General features: G+C 63.9%; 17 protein-coding genes. 12 read left to right on the top strand and 5 right to left on the bottom strand.

Annotated elements, in window-relative coordinates:
* Positions 1–9: 9 nt before the first annotated feature.
* A complete protein-coding gene (locus ACSFB7_RS12280; RefSeq protein ID WP_093241076.1) occupies positions 10–642 on the bottom strand; it encodes a MotA/TolQ/ExbB proton channel family protein in 633 nt (210 codons plus the stop codon).
* Positions 643–955: 313 nt separating this feature from the next.
* Here ACSFB7_RS12280 and xseA point away from each other — a divergent pair, with 313 nt between their 5' ends.
* Together xseA and ACSFB7_RS12270 are read left to right on the top strand one after the other, a co-directional pair.
* Complete coding sequence (gene xseA, locus ACSFB7_RS12275; RefSeq protein ID WP_435470403.1) at positions 956–2,269, top strand: exodeoxyribonuclease VII large subunit; 1,314 nt, start codon at positions 956–958, stop codon at positions 2,267–2,269.
* A gap of 50 nt (positions 2,270–2,319) precedes the next feature.
* A complete protein-coding gene (locus tag ACSFB7_RS12270; protein ID WP_042578222.1) occupies positions 2,320–2,901 on the top strand; it encodes a superoxide dismutase in 582 nt (193 codons plus the stop codon).
* A 69-nt stretch (positions 2,902–2,970) separates the two neighbouring features.
* On the opposite strand, the gene ACSFB7_RS12265 is transcribed toward ACSFB7_RS12270, so the two are convergent.
* From ACSFB7_RS12265 to ACSFB7_RS12255, 3 genes are all read right to left on the bottom strand, one after another.
* A complete protein-coding gene (locus ACSFB7_RS12265; protein ID WP_435470401.1) occupies positions 2,971–3,429 on the bottom strand; it encodes a DUF192 domain-containing protein in 459 nt (152 codons plus the stop codon).
* An 89-nt stretch (positions 3,430–3,518) separates the two neighbouring features.
* Complete coding sequence (locus ACSFB7_RS12260; RefSeq protein WP_435470399.1) at positions 3,519–3,716, bottom strand: hypothetical protein; 198 nt, start codon at positions 3,714–3,716, stop codon at positions 3,519–3,521.
* 152 nt (positions 3,717–3,868) lie between these two features.
* The gene (locus ACSFB7_RS12255; protein WP_435470397.1) at positions 3,869–4,207 is read right to left on the bottom strand and encodes a cell envelope biogenesis protein TolA; all 339 of its coding nucleotides are present in this window, start codon (positions 4,205–4,207) and stop codon (positions 3,869–3,871) included.
* Between the two features lie 218 nt (positions 4,208–4,425).
* Here ACSFB7_RS12255 and icd point away from each other — a divergent pair, with 218 nt between their 5' ends.
* The 10 genes from icd (at position 4,426) to ACSFB7_RS12205 (ending at position 14,468) form a co-directional block, all read left to right on the top strand.
* Complete coding sequence (icd, locus tag ACSFB7_RS12250; RefSeq protein WP_435470396.1) at positions 4,426–5,685, top strand: NADP-dependent isocitrate dehydrogenase; 1,260 nt, start codon at positions 4,426–4,428, stop codon at positions 5,683–5,685.
* Between the two features lie 362 nt (positions 5,686–6,047).
* Positions 6,048–6,170 (top strand): hypothetical protein, encoded by a 123-nt coding sequence (locus ACSFB7_RS12245; RefSeq protein WP_435470394.1) that lies wholly within the window; start codon positions 6,048–6,050, stop codon positions 6,168–6,170.
* Positions 6,167–6,793: a hypothetical protein gene (locus ACSFB7_RS12240; protein ID WP_435470392.1), complete on the top strand. Its 627-nt coding sequence runs from the start codon at positions 6,167–6,169 to the stop codon at positions 6,791–6,793. Before ACSFB7_RS12245 ends, ACSFB7_RS12240 begins: the two co-directional genes overlap by 4 nt.
* 136 nt (positions 6,794–6,929) lie before the next feature.
* Positions 6,930–7,289 carry an ATP-dependent Clp protease adapter ClpS gene (clpS, locus tag ACSFB7_RS12235; protein ID WP_187110542.1) on the top strand — a complete coding sequence of 120 codons (360 nt, stop codon included), beginning with the start codon at positions 6,930–6,932 and terminating at the stop codon, positions 7,287–7,289.
* 67 nt (positions 7,290–7,356) lie between these two features.
* Positions 7,357–9,678 carry an ATP-dependent Clp protease ATP-binding subunit ClpA gene (clpA, locus tag ACSFB7_RS12230; protein WP_435470390.1) on the top strand — a complete coding sequence of 774 codons (2,322 nt, stop codon included), beginning with the start codon at positions 7,357–7,359 and terminating at the stop codon, positions 9,676–9,678.
* A gap of 127 nt (positions 9,679–9,805) precedes the next feature.
* On the top strand, positions 9,806–11,251 hold the full coding sequence (gene cls, locus ACSFB7_RS12225) for a cardiolipin synthase (RefSeq protein ID WP_435470388.1): 1,446 nt from the start codon (positions 9,806–9,808) through the stop codon (positions 11,249–11,251).
* Positions 11,252–12,691 carry an exodeoxyribonuclease I gene (sbcB, locus tag ACSFB7_RS12220; protein WP_435470386.1) on the top strand — a complete coding sequence of 480 codons (1,440 nt, stop codon included), beginning with the start codon at positions 11,252–11,254 and terminating at the stop codon, positions 12,689–12,691.
* 27 nt (positions 12,692–12,718) lie between these two features.
* Positions 12,719–13,450: a CatB-related O-acetyltransferase gene (locus tag ACSFB7_RS12215; RefSeq protein WP_435470384.1), complete on the top strand. Its 732-nt coding sequence runs from the start codon at positions 12,719–12,721 to the stop codon at positions 13,448–13,450.
* 24 nt (positions 13,451–13,474) lie between these two features.
* Positions 13,475–13,924: a DUF3574 domain-containing protein gene (locus ACSFB7_RS12210; RefSeq protein WP_435470382.1), complete on the top strand. Its 450-nt coding sequence runs from the start codon at positions 13,475–13,477 to the stop codon at positions 13,922–13,924.
* Positions 13,911–14,468 carry a GNAT family N-acetyltransferase gene (locus ACSFB7_RS12205; RefSeq protein WP_435470380.1) on the top strand — a complete coding sequence of 186 codons (558 nt, stop codon included), beginning with the start codon at positions 13,911–13,913 and terminating at the stop codon, positions 14,466–14,468. The genes ACSFB7_RS12210 and ACSFB7_RS12205 overlap by 14 nt, the downstream gene beginning before the upstream one ends.
* A gap of 380 nt (positions 14,469–14,848) precedes the next feature.
* Here ACSFB7_RS12205 and ACSFB7_RS12200 read toward each other — a convergent pair whose 3' ends face one another.
* A complete protein-coding gene (locus tag ACSFB7_RS12200) occupies positions 14,849–16,132 on the bottom strand; it encodes an amidohydrolase family protein (protein WP_435470378.1) in 1,284 nt (427 codons plus the stop codon).
* Positions 16,133–16,181 lie beyond the last annotated feature (49 nt).

The raw sequence follows: 16,181 nt of genomic DNA, 5'->3' as shown, positions 1-16,181 counted from the left end.
GGGCGCGGCTCATTTGCGCAAGGCGTTGAGGTGGCGGGCGAAGCGTTCGCCGGACAGTTCAAGGTTCAGCAGATATTCGTCGACGCGACTGCGAAAGTAGCGCCAGAAGATCAGCGTGGGAATTGCCACGATCAGCCCGAACGCCGTGTTGTAGAGCGCGATCGAGATGCCGTGCGCCAGTTGTGCCGGGTTGCCCGAGCCGACGGCGCCGCTGCCGGGCGACTGTGAACCGAAGATTTCGATCATGCCGATCACCGTGCCCAGCAGGCCGAGCAATGGCGCGGCAGAGGCGATGGTGGCCAGCGCGGGCAGGTAGCGCTCCAGCCGATGCGCGACCGTGCGGCCCGAGGCTTCCATGGCCGCGCGCAGGTCGTCTTCGGTGCAGCGGGGGTTGGCGTTGAGCGCCCGAAGGCCGGCGGCCAGCACCTGGCCGAGCATCGAGTTGCTTTCCAGCTTCGTCACGACATCGGGGCCGGGAATGGCGCCGCGCGAGACGGTGATGGTTTCGTCGAGCAGCTTCGGCGGCAGTACCCTCACGGTCTTGAGACTTGTGAAACGTTCTATAACCAGCGCGAGCGCAATGACGGAACAGGCGAGCAATGGCCAGATAGGCCAACCCGCGGCAACAATGATGGAAAACAAGAAAATCCTCCGGCCCATAGACTGCAAATGCGCGGCGATTATCCACTGAGCCCACCATCGCCACGGGGCTTGTTTTCGTGTCGGCAAGGACGCACAGATTCTGTGGATAACTTTGTGATTAACCTGCTGCGCAATGCGCCCGAACCCGCATGGGACGGGCTTTCCGCTAGATCGATCGAATTTTGAGCAGCACTTTCTTCAATAAAATCAATGACTTGCACGAGAAGTCGTGCGTCTGTCCCGCCCTGGGGCAGGAAAACACGGGCTACACCGCCTGTTGTGGAAGAGTGGCGTTGGGCCATGCGTGCATTCCATGAACCTGCGTGAGGCGAATTCCGCGCCCGGGCCGCGCATCTGGGCGGTCGGCGCGTTGTGCCGCGCGGTCGCCGACGCGCTCGACGCGCGCTTCAATCCGGTCGCCGTGCGCGGCGAGATCTCCGGTTTTTCGCGCGCGTCGAGTGGACATTGTTACTTCTCGCTCAAGGACGAGTCCGGCCAACTGCGCTGCGCGATGTTCCGTCGAGCCGCCGGATTGCTCGACTTTTCGCCCCGCGACGGCGACCAGGTCGAGGTGCGTGGACGGCTCGCTGTGTACGAGCCACGCGGCGATCTGCAACTGGTGGTCGAGAGCCTACGTCGTGCGGGGCAGGGCGCCTTGTTCGAGCAGTTCATGCAACGCAAGGCGCGCCTGGAAGCCGAAGGGCTGTTCGATCCGGCGCGCAAGCGGGCGCTGCCGGCCATGCCGCGTGCTGTGGGCGTCGTCACTTCGCTCGGCGCGGCGGCATTGCATGACGTGGTCACCGCGCTGCGGCGGCGCGTGCCACACATTCCGGTGGTGCTGGCGCCCGCGGCTGTGCAGGGGGCCAATGCTCCGGCCGAACTGGTGCGGGCATTGCAATCCCTCTACGCGCTGGAGCCTGCGGTCGACGTGATTCTGTTGGTGCGTGGCGGTGGCTCCATCGAAGACCTCTGGGCCTTCAACGACGAAGCGCTGGCGCGCACCATCGTTCAGAGCCCGGTGCCGCTGATCAGCGGCGTGGGGCACGAGACGGACTTCACCATCGCCGATTTCTGCGCCGACCTGCGCGCACCGACGCCCACCGCGGCGGCGGAACTCGTCAGCGCGCCGCGCGACCTGTGGCTCGGTGCGCTCGACCTGCTCGATGAGCGGCTCGGCGATGCCTTGGGTGGACGCCTCGATGCGCTCGGGCAGCGTCTCGACCAGGCGGCGGGACGTCTCGGACGGCCGTCGAATCTGGTGGCTCGCCAGCAGCTTCGGCTGGCGCATCACGCGCAACGCCTTCAGTACGCGGTGCTATCGCGGCGAGAGCGCCTGGCGCAAGCACCGCGTTCGATTGCGGCCGATTTTCCTTTGAAGTTCGAGCGCGCCCTGGTGCAGCGACGCGAACGCCTGGAGCGTGTGGCCTTGCGCCTGCGGCTGCTCGATCCGGCCCTGGTCCTGCAGCGCGGGTATGCGTGGCTGACCGATCCAGGCGGCCGTGCGATCGTCAGCGCGAGGCAATTGGCGCCCGGCGACGCAGTCGTCGCGCGGCTCGCCGATGGCGAGGTCGACTTGACCGTCACGCCCGGCGATGCAACGGGCCCGCGTCCGACGCGCCCTCAATAATTACTTCCTAGAATCCTGCATTCCCCACAACCAACCCACGAGAAAAAACCATGGAACATGTGCTCCCACCCCTGCCGTACGCGCTCGACGCGCTGGCCCCGGAATATTCGAAGGAAACCCTCGAGTACCACTACGGCAAGCACCACAACGCCTACGTCGTGAACCTGAACAACCTGCAAAAGGGCACCGAGTTCGAAGCCCTGACGCTGGAGGAGATCATCAAGAAGGCCAGCGGCGGCATCTACAACAACGCCGCCCAGATCTGGAACCACACCTTCTTCTGGAACTGCATGAAGCCCCAGGGCGGCGGCGCTCCCACCGGCGCGCTGGCCAAGGCCATCGATGCCAAGTGGGGCAGCTACGACGCCTTCAAGGAAGCCTTCGTGAAGTCGGCCGTGGGCAACTTCGGTTCGGGCTGGACCTGGCTCGTGAAGAAGGCCGACGGTTCGGTGGACATCGTGAACACCGGCGCCGCCGGCACGCCGCTGACCACGGCAGACACCGCGCTGCTGACCGTCGACGTCTGGGAACACGCCTACTACATCGACTACCGCAACCTGCGCCCGAAGTTCGTCGAGACCTTCCTGGCCAAGCTGGTCAATTGGGACTTCGTCGCCAAGAACTTCGGCTGAAGCCGCGTTTTTCCATAGAAAAAGCCGACCCATGGGTCGGCTTTTTTGTGGGCTTCAGGCAGCAGAAGCTCAGCGCTTGGTGGCTGAGAACAGCTCGCCGCTGAGCTTGGCGCCCTTCTTGATGTTCTTCTTGGCAAACCAGCCCTGGTTCATTTCAAGCACGTAGCGCACGGGTTCGAGGGAGCAATGCGAGTTCTCGGTCATCGGCTGCATGTCGACCAGGTTGACGATGCGGCCGTCGTCGGCCACGAAGGCGGCGGTCAGCGGCAGGATCGTGTTGCGCATCCAGAAGCACTGCGTCGCAGGCTGCTCGAACACGAAGATCATGCCTTCGGCCTGCGGCATTTCCTTGCGGAACATCAGGCCGATTTCCCGTTGCAGGGGCGTTTGCGCGATCTGCACATCGATCTTGTACAGGCCGACCGACAACTGCGTGCGCGCCAGATCGGTTTGAGGTTGCTGCTGGGCATGCGCCGGCATCATGAAGGACGCGGACAACAGGAGCAGGGCGGCGAGACGCTGAAACATCGGATAACTCTTTCAGGGCGGGGTCAGGGCCCGGCCCGTAACCAATAAAAATGCCCGCTGAAGCGGGCATTGCCGGTGAGCTGGAAAGCTTACACCTTCTTGGCGGCGGCCGTGTGGGCCTTGGCGACGTGGCGAACCTTGTGCTTCTTGGCCGCAGCGTGCTTCTTCGAAGCGTGCTTGGCAACCTTGGGAGCGGCAGCAGGAGCTGCAGTGGTGGGTTCGGCTTGTTGAGCGAAGGCACCGGCAGCGAAGAGACCGGCGATCAGGGCTGCGAGCAGCTTGTTCATGAGAAATCCTTTGATATCGTTGATTTGGATAGCCCTCCCTGCGGAAGGTAGACATTCAACGGAGGCCGCTTCCGGCGGTTGACAGCAATGCAGTCGCCGCAGGCGAAAAAAAGCGCTCCGAAGAGCGCTCTTTTTTAGGGGGTCAGGCTGACTTACTTGGCGCCTGGCATGTCGGGCGTGCCGCCTTGGGTCGTCTTGCGCTTCACGCTGCCGTCCTTGTTGCGACGGCGTTGGTCGCGGGTGCTGGCGCGCTTTTCGCCAGAAGCAGCAGCCTTGTCGGCACCGATGGCGCCGCCTTCGGGGGTCTTGGCTTCGTCGCCAGCAGGACCGGCAACCTTGCCAGCGGGCTTGGCAGCCTTCTTGGCTTCAGCGCGTTGCTGCGACTTGCTGTTGGTGGCGTTCCCTTGTTCGGGCGTCGTGCCGGCCGGGTTTTGGGCGTAGGCGCCAGCGGCGAACAGGCCAGCGATCATGACTGCGAGAATTTTGCTCATTGATGATTCCTCTATCGAGAATTGGTTGGAAACGCCTCCCGGCGAGCAGAAGGTCAGCCACTAACGAGGCCATTGGCCCTATGGTTGACAAACGCTTGCTGATGGGTTGCGTCTAAAATGTACAGCGATTTGTTCACGGGCTGTACAGCGATTCCCCGTCGTGTCTGAATTCGCTGACAGTCGTCAAAATTACGCCACTCCCGGAGCCATCCCCCCTCATGTCCAGCTACCAGCACATCAAAGTTCCGACTGAAGGTCAGAAGATCACGGTCAACGCAGACAACTCGCTCAATGTGCCGGACCAACCGATCATCCCGTTCATCGAAGGCGACGGAACCGGTCTGGACATCACCCCGGTGATGCTGAAGGTAGTGGACGCGGCTGTGGCCAAGGCCTACGGCGGCAAGAAAAAGATCCACTGGATGGAGGTCTACGCCGGCGAGAAGTCGACCAAGGTCTATGGCCCCGACGTCTGGCTCCCTGAAGAAACGCTGCAAGCCGTGCGCGACTACGTGATCTCCATCAAGGGCCCGCTGACCACGCCCGTCGGCGGCGGCATCCGTTCGCTGAACGTTGCGTTGCGCCAGGAGCTCGATCTTTACGTCTGCCTGCGCCCCATTCAGTACTTCGAAGGCGTCCCTAGCCCCGTGCGCGAGCCGCACAAGACCAACATGGTCATCTTCCGCGAGAACTCGGAAGACATCTACGCCGGCATCGAATTCGAAGCCGAAAGCGACAAGGCCAAGAAGCTCATCAAGTTTCTGCAGGACGAATTGGGCGTCAAGAAAATCCGCTTCCCGAACACTTCGGGCATCGGCGTCAAGCCTGTGTCGATCGAAGGCACCGAGCGCCTTGTGCGCAAGGCGTTGCAGTACGCCATCGACAACGACAAGCCCAGCGTGACCATCGTGCACAAGGGCAACATCATGAAGTTCACCGAAGGTGGCTTCCGTGACTGGGCCTACAACCTCGCCGCCAAGGAGTTCGGCGCCGAGCTGATCGACGGCGGCCCGTGGATGAAGTTCAAGAACCCGAAGACGGGCAAGGAAATCACCGTCAAGGACAGCATCGCCGATGCGTTCCTGCAGCAGATCCTGTTGCGTCCCGCCGAGTACAGCGTGATCGCCACGCTCAATCTCAATGGCGACTACGTCTCCGACGCGCTGGCCGCACAGGTCGGCGGCATCGGCATCGCTCCGGGCGCGAACCTCAGCGACACCGTCGCCATGTTTGAAGCCACTCACGGCACGGCGCCCAAGTACGCAGGCAAGGACTACGTGAACCCCGGCTCGGAGATCCTCTCGGCCGAGATGATGCTGCGCCACATGGGTTGGACCGAAGCGGCCGACCTGATCATCAGCTCGATGAAGAAGTCGATTGCCAGCAAGAAGGTCACCTATGACTTCGCCCGCCTGATGGATGGCGCCACGCAAGTGAGCTGTTCGGGTTTTGGCCAGGTAATGATCGACCACATGTAATTGCGACTGCCGACGTCTTCTGACGTCGACCATCAAGCCCTTGAATTTCCGAAAGGAATTCGAGGGCTTTTTTATTGGCCGACGCGGGCCTTTATTGAATTGAAATTACTACTTTAGTAAAAGCCGAATAAGGCACTGCAGGACAAACTTCACGGATCAATCGCCTGCTTTCCTGGGTTAACTATTGGTAGAAACTGTGCTTGCTGCACGCCCATGCAAGCCCTCCAGAATCGCGCCTATTCGAAAAAGCATAGGGAGGTTTGAGTGGGCAAGAAAACCGCAGAGGCCGGCGTCGTGCTGGTGGGCGCCGTGTGCAATGGCATTGAGCGCGTGGTGCCGTATGTCGGGCATTGGATCGCATCATGACGATCTCCCGACGAGCACTCTTCGGAAAGCTCGACCTCAAGCGCTTCGCGCTGGTTGCCGACGCGATTCCGCTCGACCTGCTGCGGAAATGGGATGCAGAAGGGGAGTCACCACGATGACGCAGGCCCAACTCGGCTTCCTGATCGTTTGCCTGGCTGTTGGCGTGCTGGGGGCGGTGCTGGGTGCATGGGCCTGTTCGCGCAGTTGTCGCGCACAACTCGATGCGCAGAGCGCAGCCTTCGAGGCCGCCCGGGAAAAGGCCAACCGCGATCTGCAGCAGGCGTTGCTGTGCGTTCCGCAACGGATGAATCAAACCTTCCGGGTCGAGCTGGATTTTCTGAAGCGGCGACAGGCAGAGCGTTGGAAGGAACTGATTGGCGAACAACAGCGCTGGCAATCCGAGCAGGACGCAGTGAGGCTGGCTGAATGGCGGGCATTGCTGGCCGGCTCGCCGCTGCAGTCCCGTAAGGCGCCGGCCGCAGTTGCTCCAGCGGAGCGACCGGCTCCCGCGCCTGCGCGCGTACCCGTTCCAAGCCCGATCCCGGCACCACCATCGGCCCGGCCACCGGAACTGCCGGAAACCCCGCGACCACAGCCCGTGCCCGTATACGCTGCGGAAGTACCCGAACGCGAACTCAGCGACGAGGAAATCGACGCCTTGCCACCCGATCTACCGGCACCGACCCGGTTGTCAAGTCGAAAATTACCGGCTCCCAAAGGGCCAGTCCTGCGCAATATCTGAGAAGACCGGCAGCCTGCCGGTTTTTTTATGCCCTTTGGGCTGTCGCACACGACGCAAGCCCCTTGATTTGTCGAATACGCGCCACCAAGTCTGCTGGCGTCGGCACGGTGCTTGCACGCTCTATAGAATCTTTTTCATGGCAACGAGAATTCCCAAGACTCCCAGCACCCCTCCGGCTCAAAAACCGGCCGGGGATGACGGAGATTCGGTCGTCCTGGAGCGCCGGCCGCAGAAAACTGCGCCGCCCCAGATGTACCAGGTGGTGATGCTGAACGACGACTACACGCCGATGGAGTTTGTGATCGTCGTGCTGCAGGAATATTTCAGCAAGGACCGCGAATCCGCGACCCAGATCATGCTCAAGATCCACCTCGATGGCCGGGGCGTCTGTGGGGTTTATTCCCGCGACATGGCGGCCACCAAGGTCAACCAGGTGATGGAAGCTGCGCAGCAGGCCGGGCATCCGCTGCAATGCGTGAGCGAGCCTGTTGCATGAACCAGTTGAATTGCGCAAGCTCCAACCCATCTGAGAACTTATTTACAGCAAGGCAAAAGGAAATCACATGATTGCCCAGGAACTGGAAGTCAGCTTGCACATGGCCTTTGTCGAGGCCCGGCAGCAGCGCCACGAGTTCATCACCGTGGAGCATCTGCTGCTCGCTTTGCTGGACAACCCGAGCGCCGCGGAAGTTCTGCGCGCCTGCTCGGCGAACGTCGACGACCTGCGGGCGTCGCTCACCAACTTCATCAAGGACAACACGCCCCAGGTGGCGGGTACCGATGATGTCGACACCCAGCCCACGCTGGGTTTCCAGCGCGTGATCCAGCGCGCCATCATGCATGTGCAGTCCACCGGCAACGGCAAGAAGGAAGTCACCGGCGCCAACGTGCTGGTCGCGATCTTCGGCGAGAAGGACTCGCACGCGGTGTACTACCTCCACCAGCAGGGCGTGACCCGTCTGGACGTGGTCAATTTCATTGCCCACGGCATCAAGAAGAGCGATCCGCCCGAAGCCGTCAAGGGCAGCGGTGAAGCACCTTCCGGCGAAGGCGAAGAGGGCGGCGGTGAACGCAACGAGAAGGCATCGCCGCTCGAGCAGTTCACGCAGAACCTCAACCAGCTCGCCAAGGACGGCAAGATCGATCCGCTGATCGGCCGCGAATACGAGGTCGAGCGCGTCATCCAGATCCTGTGCCGCCGGCGCAAGAACAACCCTCTGCTGGTGGGCGAGGCCGGTGTCGGCAAGACCGCCATTGCCGAGGGGCTGGCCTGGCGCATCACGCAGGGCGACGTGCCCGAGATCCTGGCTGAGGCGCAGGTCTATTCGCTCGACATGGGCGCATTGCTGGCCGGCACCAAGTACCGCGGTGATTTCGAGCAGCGCCTGAAGGGCGTGCTCAAGTCGCTCAAGGACAAGCCGAACGCCATCCTGTTCATCGACGAAATCCACACGCTGATCGGTGCGGGCGCAGCCTCGGGCGGCACGCTCGACGCTTCGAACCTGCTCAAGCCGGCGCTCTCCAGCGGCCAGCTCAAGTGCATCGGTGCGACCACCTTCACCGAGTACCGCGGCATCTTCGAAAAAGACGCGGCCCTGTCGCGTCGCTTCCAGAAGGTCGACGTGGTCGAGCCGACGGTGCAGGAAACCGTCGACATCCTGAAGGGCCTGAAGTCGCGCTTCGAGGAACACCACGGCGTGAAGTACGCCGTGGCTGCCCTGCAGGCCGCCGCCGAGCTGAGCGCCAAGTACATCAATGACCGCCATCTGCCCGACAAGGCGATCGACGTCATCGATGAAGCGGGCGCCGCCCAGCGCATCCTGCCGCCGAGCAAGCGCAAGAAGACCATCAGCAAGGCCGAGGTCGAGGACATCGTCGCGAAGATCGCGCGCATTCCCCCGGCCAACGTCAGCAACGACGACCGCGGCAAGCTGCAGACCATCGAGCGCGACCTCAAGAGCGTCGTGTTCGGTCAGGACAAGGCACTCGAAGTGCTGGCCTCCGCGGTCAAGATGGCGCGCTCGGGCCTGGGCAAGGGCGACAAGCCGATCGGCTCGTTCCTGTTCTCCGGCCCCACGGGTGTCGGCAAGACCGAAGCCGCGAAGCAGCTCGCCTACATCATGGGCATCGAGCTGATCCGCTTCGACATGTCGGAATACATGGAGCGTCACGCAGTGAGCCGCCTGATCGGTGCGCCTCCGGGCTACGTCGGTTTCGACCAGGGCGGTCTGCTGACCGAAGCTGTCACGAAGAAGCCGCACTCGGTGCTCTTGCTCGACGAAATCGAGAAGGCGCACCCGGACATCTTCAACGTGCTGCTGCAGGTCATGGACCACGGCACGCTGACCGACAACAACGGGCGCAAGGCCGACTTCCGCAATGTCATCGTCATCATGACGACCAATGCGGGCGCCGAGACCATGAACAAGGCGACCATCGGCTTCACCAACCCGCGCCAGGCGGGCGACGAAATGGGCGACATCAAGCGCCTGTTCTCGCCCGAATTCCGCAACCGGCTGGACGCCATCGTCAACTTCAAGGCGCTCGACGAAAACGTCATCCTGCGCGTAGTCGACAAGTTCCTGCTGCAGCTCGAAACGCAACTGGCCGAGAAGAAGGTCGAAGTCACGTTCAGCGACAAGCTGCGCAAGCACCTGGCGAAGAAGGGCTTCGATCCGTTGATGGGCGCCCGCCCGATGCAGCGCCTGATCCAAGACACGATCCGTCGTGCACTGGCCGACGAACTGCTCTTCGGCCGCCTGACCGACGGTGGCCGCCTCGAAGTCGACCTCGACGACAAGGACGAAGTGCTGCTCGACATCCAGCCGCTGCCGAAGAAGGAAGGCAAGTCCAAGCCTGAAGCGGAAGAAGCCGCAACCGGTTGAACGAACCACCGGGCAATCCGTGGCCGATGAGGCCGCGGAACAGCCTCCAAAGGCCGGTAGCATCGCGCTACCGGCCTTTTTCTTTGGGGCGGCGAAACCGCACAGCCGCTCCAACCACTTTCAGACCTTGATCCTTCCAGAACTCAGCAACGAATGGAAAACCGGCCTCTCCCTGGCGTGGAGCGGCTACATCGCTGTGCTGTCGGTCTGGATCGTGATGCAAAAGCGCGCTCCGGTGTCCACCATGAGCTGGATCCTGTCGCTGGCGCTGCTGCCGTTCGCCGGTTTCGTCATCTATTACTTTCTCGGGCCGCAGCGCCTGCGCAAGCAGCGCCTCAAGCGCCTGCGCAACCGCGCCAGTGCCTATGCCCAGGCCGACCTTGCGCGCCTGCGCGACGTGGCGCAGAACGCGCCGCCGGCGCTGCAGCAGATGGCGCGGCTGGGCACCGCGACCTGCGGCCTGCCGGTGTCGAGCGCCACGGGCGTGGAACTGCTGTCCGGCGGGGCGCGCACCTTCGATGCGATCTTCGAGGCCGTGCGCGCGGCGCGTGACCACATCCACCTCGAGTACTACATCTTCGAGCCCGACAAGATCGGCACCGCACTGCGTGACCTGCTGATCGAGCGCGCGAAGGAGGGCGTGAGCGTGCGCCTGTTGATCGACGCACTGGGCTCCAAGCGCATCGGCCGCAAGTTCATGGCGCCGATGCACGAAGCGGGCGTGAAGGTGGCGCTGTTCCATGACACCAAGATCGGCCGGCGCCTGCGGCCGGTGACCAACTACCGCACCCACCGCAAGATCGTGGTGTGCGACGGCCGCGTGGGCTTCACGGGCGGCGTGAACATCACCGACGAGGAAGACAAGCGCACCAACCCCGACGCGTACCACGACGTGCATCTGCGCATCGAAGGCAGCGCGGTGCGCTGGCTGCAAACCACCTTTCTCGAAGACTGGACCTATGCCACCGGCGAAGACCAGCGCGGCATGGACAAAACCATGGACGCGATGCTGCCGCAGCTTGAAGCCGGCGATGTCCCCGTGCAGATCGTGACCAGCGGCCCCGACAACACGCTCGAAGCCATCCACCGCATGCACGTCGAGGCGATCCATTCGGCCACGACCCGCGCCTGGCTCACCACGCCGTATTTCGTGCCCGGCGAGCCCGCCATGATGGCGCTGACCAGTGCCGCGCTGCGCGGTGTCGATGTGCGCCTGCTGGTGCCGCGCCGCAGCGACTCGGCCATCGTGAGCGCCGCCGCGCGTTCGTATTTCGACGAGCTGATCGCCGCCGGCGTGAAGGTCTGGGAGTACAAGGCGCGCATGCTGCACTCCAAGACCTTGGTGGTCGACGACCATTGCGCGATGATCGGCACCGCGAATTTCGACAACCGCAGCTTCCGGCTCAACTTCGAGGTCTGCGCCGTGGTCTATGGTCCGGCACTGGCCCGGCCATTGGCGGCGCAGTTCGAGACCGACCTGCACAGTTCCGGCGCGGTGCGCGCCCACCGCCCCCAAAGTTTCTGGCGTCGCCTTGGCGATGCGATTGCGCGCCTGTTTTCACCCTTGCTCTGAATGAACCACACCTTTCTCTGGCACGACTACGAAACCTTCGGCGCGGTGCCGCGCCGCGACCGGCCCTCGCAGTTTGCAGCCATCCGCACCGACGCCGAGCTGAACGAAGTCGGCGAGCCGCTCATGGTCTATTGCAAGCCCGCACCGGACTACCTGCCCAGCCCCGAGGCCTGCCTCATCACCGGCATCACGCCGCAGGTGTGCCTGGAGCGCGGCATTCCCGAGCACGAGTTCGCCGCGCAGATCGAGCAGGCCTTCTCGCAGCCCGGCACCATCGGCGTGGGCTACAACACCATCCGCTTCGACGACGAGGTCACGCGCTTCATGTTCTGGCGCAACCTGATCGATCCGTATGCGCGCGAATGGCAGAACGACTGCGGCCGCTGGGACCTGCTCGACGTGGTGCGCCTCATGTATGCGCTGCGTCCCGACGGCATCCAGTGGCCGAAAAAAGAAGACGGCAAGCCCAGCTTCAAGCTCGAAGACCTGGCACGCGCCAACGGCCTGCTGCACGAGTCGGCGCACGATGCGCTGTCCGACGTGCGCGCCACCATCGCGCTGGCCCGGCTCATCCGCGACAAGCAACCCAAGCTGTTCGACTTCGCCTTCGGCCTGCACCGCAAGGACCGCGTGGCCAGCGAACTCGGCCTGCCCGCGATGCGCGAAACCGCCAAGCCCTTCCTGCATGTCTCGGGCATGTTCCCGGCAGAGCGCGGTTGCCTCGCTGTGATGTGGCCGCTCGCGAGCCATCCGACCAACAAGAACGAGCTGATCGCCTGGGACCTGTCCCACGACCCGAGCGAGCTGCGCGATATCGATGCCGACACGCTGCGCCTGCGCCTGTTCACCCGCACCGCCGACCTGCCCGAAGGCATGGTCCGGCTGCCCGTGAAGGGCATCCACCTCAACAAGTCGCCGATGGTGGTGGGCAACCTGCGCACGCTGGCGCCGGCCATGGCCGAGCGTTGGGGCATCGATCTCGACATGGCCATGCGCCACGCAGCGATTGCACGCGATCTGCCCGACATGAGCGCCATCTGGTCGAAGGTGTATGCCCGACCAAAGGAAGCCACGCCTGATGTCGATGAAGACCTCTACGGCGGCTTTGTCGGCAACGCCGATCGTCGGCGCCTGAACCAGCTGCGTGCGTTGTCGCCGGAAGAACTCGCCAAGGACCGCACGGGTTTCGACGACGGGCGGCTCGACGAAGTCCTGTTCCGCTACCGCGCGCGCAACTGGCCCGAGCTGCTGGCCCCCGAAGAAGTCGAACGCTGGGAGGCGCTTCGCGTGGCCCGGTTGTTCAAGGGTGAGGGCGGGGCACGCACCATCGAGCAGTTGTTCAGCGAAGTCGATGCGCTGTCCGAAACCGCCGACGAGCGCGGCGAAGAGATCCTGGGCGCGCTCTACGAGTACGCCGAGGCCATCGCGCCCGAAGCCTGAGAGACAAGAAGACTTGGTGCACGGCCCATGATCCTGAACATCACCTCCGAGATCTCGCCGGCACTTGAGCCGTATGGGTTGTTTCTCGCGCCGAGTGTCGTTTTGTCCCTGCCTTTTCGCTTTGAGACGCCCGTACGCCTGTGGCCGGGCGTTCATCTGTACGGCGTGTCGGTGGGCGCTTATTCGTATGTCGCGTCCTCGGTTCAGTTGCATCAGATGCAGATCGGACGCTATTGCTCGATAGGCGACAACCTGCACCTGCTGAGCCAGCATCCGACGGATTGGCTCACGGCGCATCCGTTTTCGCATCAGCACATCTTTCCCGAGCCGTTTCGCAATTCCGCCATCGACCCGTATCCGCAGCTGATGCCCACGGTGATCGGCAACGACGTCTGGATTGGCTCGCGGGTGAGCCTCAAGGGCGGCGTGACCATCGGCGACGGCGCGTTGATCGGCGCAGGGGCGGTGGTGACGAAGGACGTGCCACCGTTCGCGATTGTGGGCGGCGTGCCCGCGCGCGTGATCCGGCGGCGTTTTGCCGACGCGCTCATCGACCGCATCCAGGCCTGCCCGTGGTGGGACTGGGATCTGCGCGAACTGCCGCTGGACTGGCGGCATCCGGAGGCGGCCCAGACCACGCTGGAAGCAGCCGTGGCCGAGGGGCGCGTCTCGCGATGGAGTCCGGGGTGGCGCCAGCTCGAATTCGGTACGCCTGCCGAAGAGGGCGGGGGTGCACCGCTTGTCTTCCGGCAGGTGTGATCCAAGACGAAAGAAGATCCTTTCATGACATACATCTCCTCTCGCGCCCGTGCCGCAACCTTCGTGCTGGCTGGCGTCGTGATCTCCGCGCTCGCGGGGTGCAGCGCCTTGCCTTCGACGGGCGGCACGGCCAAGGCTTGCGCCACCGGCTTCGACAGCGTCGAGCGCGACACGCTCTATTTCGGCCGCGCCATTCCCGCCGGCGGCCAGGTTTCGGACGCCCAGTGGACGGCCTTCCTCGATGCCATCGTGACGCCCGCCTTCCCGCAGGGCCTGACAGTGACCGATGCCGTCGGCCAGTGGCGCGGAGCTTCGGGCGGCGTGGTGCGCGAACCCTCGAAGCTGGTGGTGTTGCTGCATCCGCGCAGCGCGAAGGACGATGAGGCCATCGCCGGGATCATCGACACCTACCGCAAGAATTTCGGCCAGGAGTCGGTTCTGCAGGAAAGGCAATCCGCCTGTGTCCGCTTCTGAGAATGACCACAACATCGTCCGGCGCCTGAAAGCAGCAGACGCCGCGGCCTACCGCGTGGTGATGCTCGATGCCTACGCCACGCATCCCAGTGCCTTCACTTCGACGGTGGCTGAGCGTTCGGGCTTGCCGCTGCTCTGGTGGGAACAACGCCTTGGCGCCGATGCAGATGTACCGAGCGTGGTCTACGGTGCGTTCGACGATGACGGCGCGCTGGTCGGTGCAGCCGGGCTGGCCTTTGAGACACGCGAGCGCACGCGCCACAAGGCCACCTTGTTCGGCATGTCGGTGATGGCATCGGCGCGCCGCTCGGGCTTTGGTCGCCGTCTGGTGCTGGCCTTGCTGGACGACGCGCGCGCACACGAGGGGCTGCGGCAGGTGCAGCTGACGGTGACCGAGGGCAACACGTCCGCGCAGGCGCTGTACGAACGTTGCGGCTTCAAGGTCTTCGGTGTCGAGCCTATGGCCATTGCGCTCGACGGTGCCTGGTTGGCGAAGGTGCACATGTGGTGTGACCTTGAAGAGGCTCGCCGTTCGGCGTCGTGATGCAGCCGCGCAGCGAGGCTTAGTCGGCCTGCTGTCGTTCGTCCGGGGCGAGTGCAAATGACACCAGGAGCTCCCCTCCGCGAATGTCCCCCGCTTCGCTCCTCCTTTATTTCGCTGCGGGGAGCACCTGGCGTCATTCGCACATGGGCACGCTGCCGGTGACCGCCGATCAACAAGTGCTCTGAGCGCTCACGTCGATACGGGGCTCTTTTTCGCGAAATAAAGGAGGAGCGAAGCGGGGGACATTCGCGAAAAAGAGCCCCGTGTCGGCGTGAGCGTCGCCCTGAACAGCAGCAGCCCCAAAAAGAACAACGCGGCGAACAGAAAAGCAGGCGCTCATCCGAACAGCCGCATGCTGCCCGACGGAGCGAAATGACCCGTCAGGCCTTCTTCGGAATCATCCAGCCGGTTTCGCTGCCACGGCCCGGCAGATGCAGCGCGGCCGTTGCCGCGGGTGTTTCCGCCAGCAGCTTGCCCTTGCGAAACACCTTGAGCCGTGTAGCGCGCAGGCGGATCGCCTCGACAGGATCGCGCGCCTGCAGCAGCACGAAGCTGGCGTCGCAGCCGGCCGCGATGCCATAGCCCTCCAGGTGCATCACGCGCGCGGCGTTGGTGGTCACCGCCTCGAAACACTGGCGGATGCCGGCCTGGCTGGTCATCTGTGCCACGTGCAGGCCCATGTGCGCCACTTCGAGCATGTCGCCCGAACCCATGCCGTACCACGGGTCCATCACGCAGTCGTGGCCGAAGGCGACGTTCACGCCAGCGGCCATCAACTCGGGCACGCGGGTCATGCCGCGTCGCTTGGGGTAGCTGTCGTGGCGGCCCTGCAGCGTGATGTTGATGAGCGGATTGGAGATCACGGCCACGCCGCTCTGCGCGATCAGCGGCAACAGCTTGCTCACGTAGTAGTTGTCCATCGAATGCATCGAGGTGCAGTGCGAGCCGGTCACGCGGCCCTGCATGCCCAGGCGCTGCGCCTCGAAGGCCAGGGTTTCGATATGGCGCGAGAGCGGGTCGTCGGACTCGTCGCAGTGCATGTCGACCAGCTTGCCGCGCTCGGCCGCCATCTCGCACAGCAGCTTCACGCTCGCGGCGCCGTCGGCCATGGTGCGCTCGAAATGAGGGATGCCGCCGACCACGTCCACGCCCTTGTCGAGAGCGCGCTCGATGTTCTCGACGCCGCCCGGCGAGCGCAGCACGCCGTCTTGTGGAAAGGCGACCAGTTGCAGGTCGAGGTATGGCGCCACCCGGCGCTTGACTTCGAGCAGCGCATCGACCGCGAGCAGGCTCGCATCACTGGTGTCCACGTGCGAGCGCACCGCCAGCAGCCCCTTGGCCACGGCCCAGTCGCAATACGCCAGTGCGCGTTCGATCAACGCATCGGCCGTGAGCAGCGGCTTCAGCTCGCCCCACAACGCGATGCCTTCGAGCAGCGTGCCGCTTTCGTTGACGCGCGGCAGGCCGTAGCTCAGCGTGGCGTCCATGTGGAAGTGCGGGTCGACGAAAGGCGGCGCGAGCAGAAGGCCCTGCGCATCGAGCTTCTCGTGCGCCGGTGCGTCGAGGCCTTCGGTGACCTCCGCGATGCGGCCGTCCTGCACGGCAATCGACATGCCGGTGCGGCCGTCGGGGAGGGTAGCGTTGGTGATGAGGAGGTCGAGCATCGTGGTGAGGTCTCTGGAGGACGGATGGGTGAGCGGTATTTTCCGCCGC

The organism is Variovorax raffinosi, from assembly GCF_051216615.1.
In the GTDB taxonomy this organism is placed as follows: Bacteria; Pseudomonadota; Gammaproteobacteria; order Burkholderiales; family Burkholderiaceae_C; genus Variovorax.
Note: the sequence above shows the minus strand (reverse complement) of the source record. Positions and strands in the feature narration are given on the sequence as shown.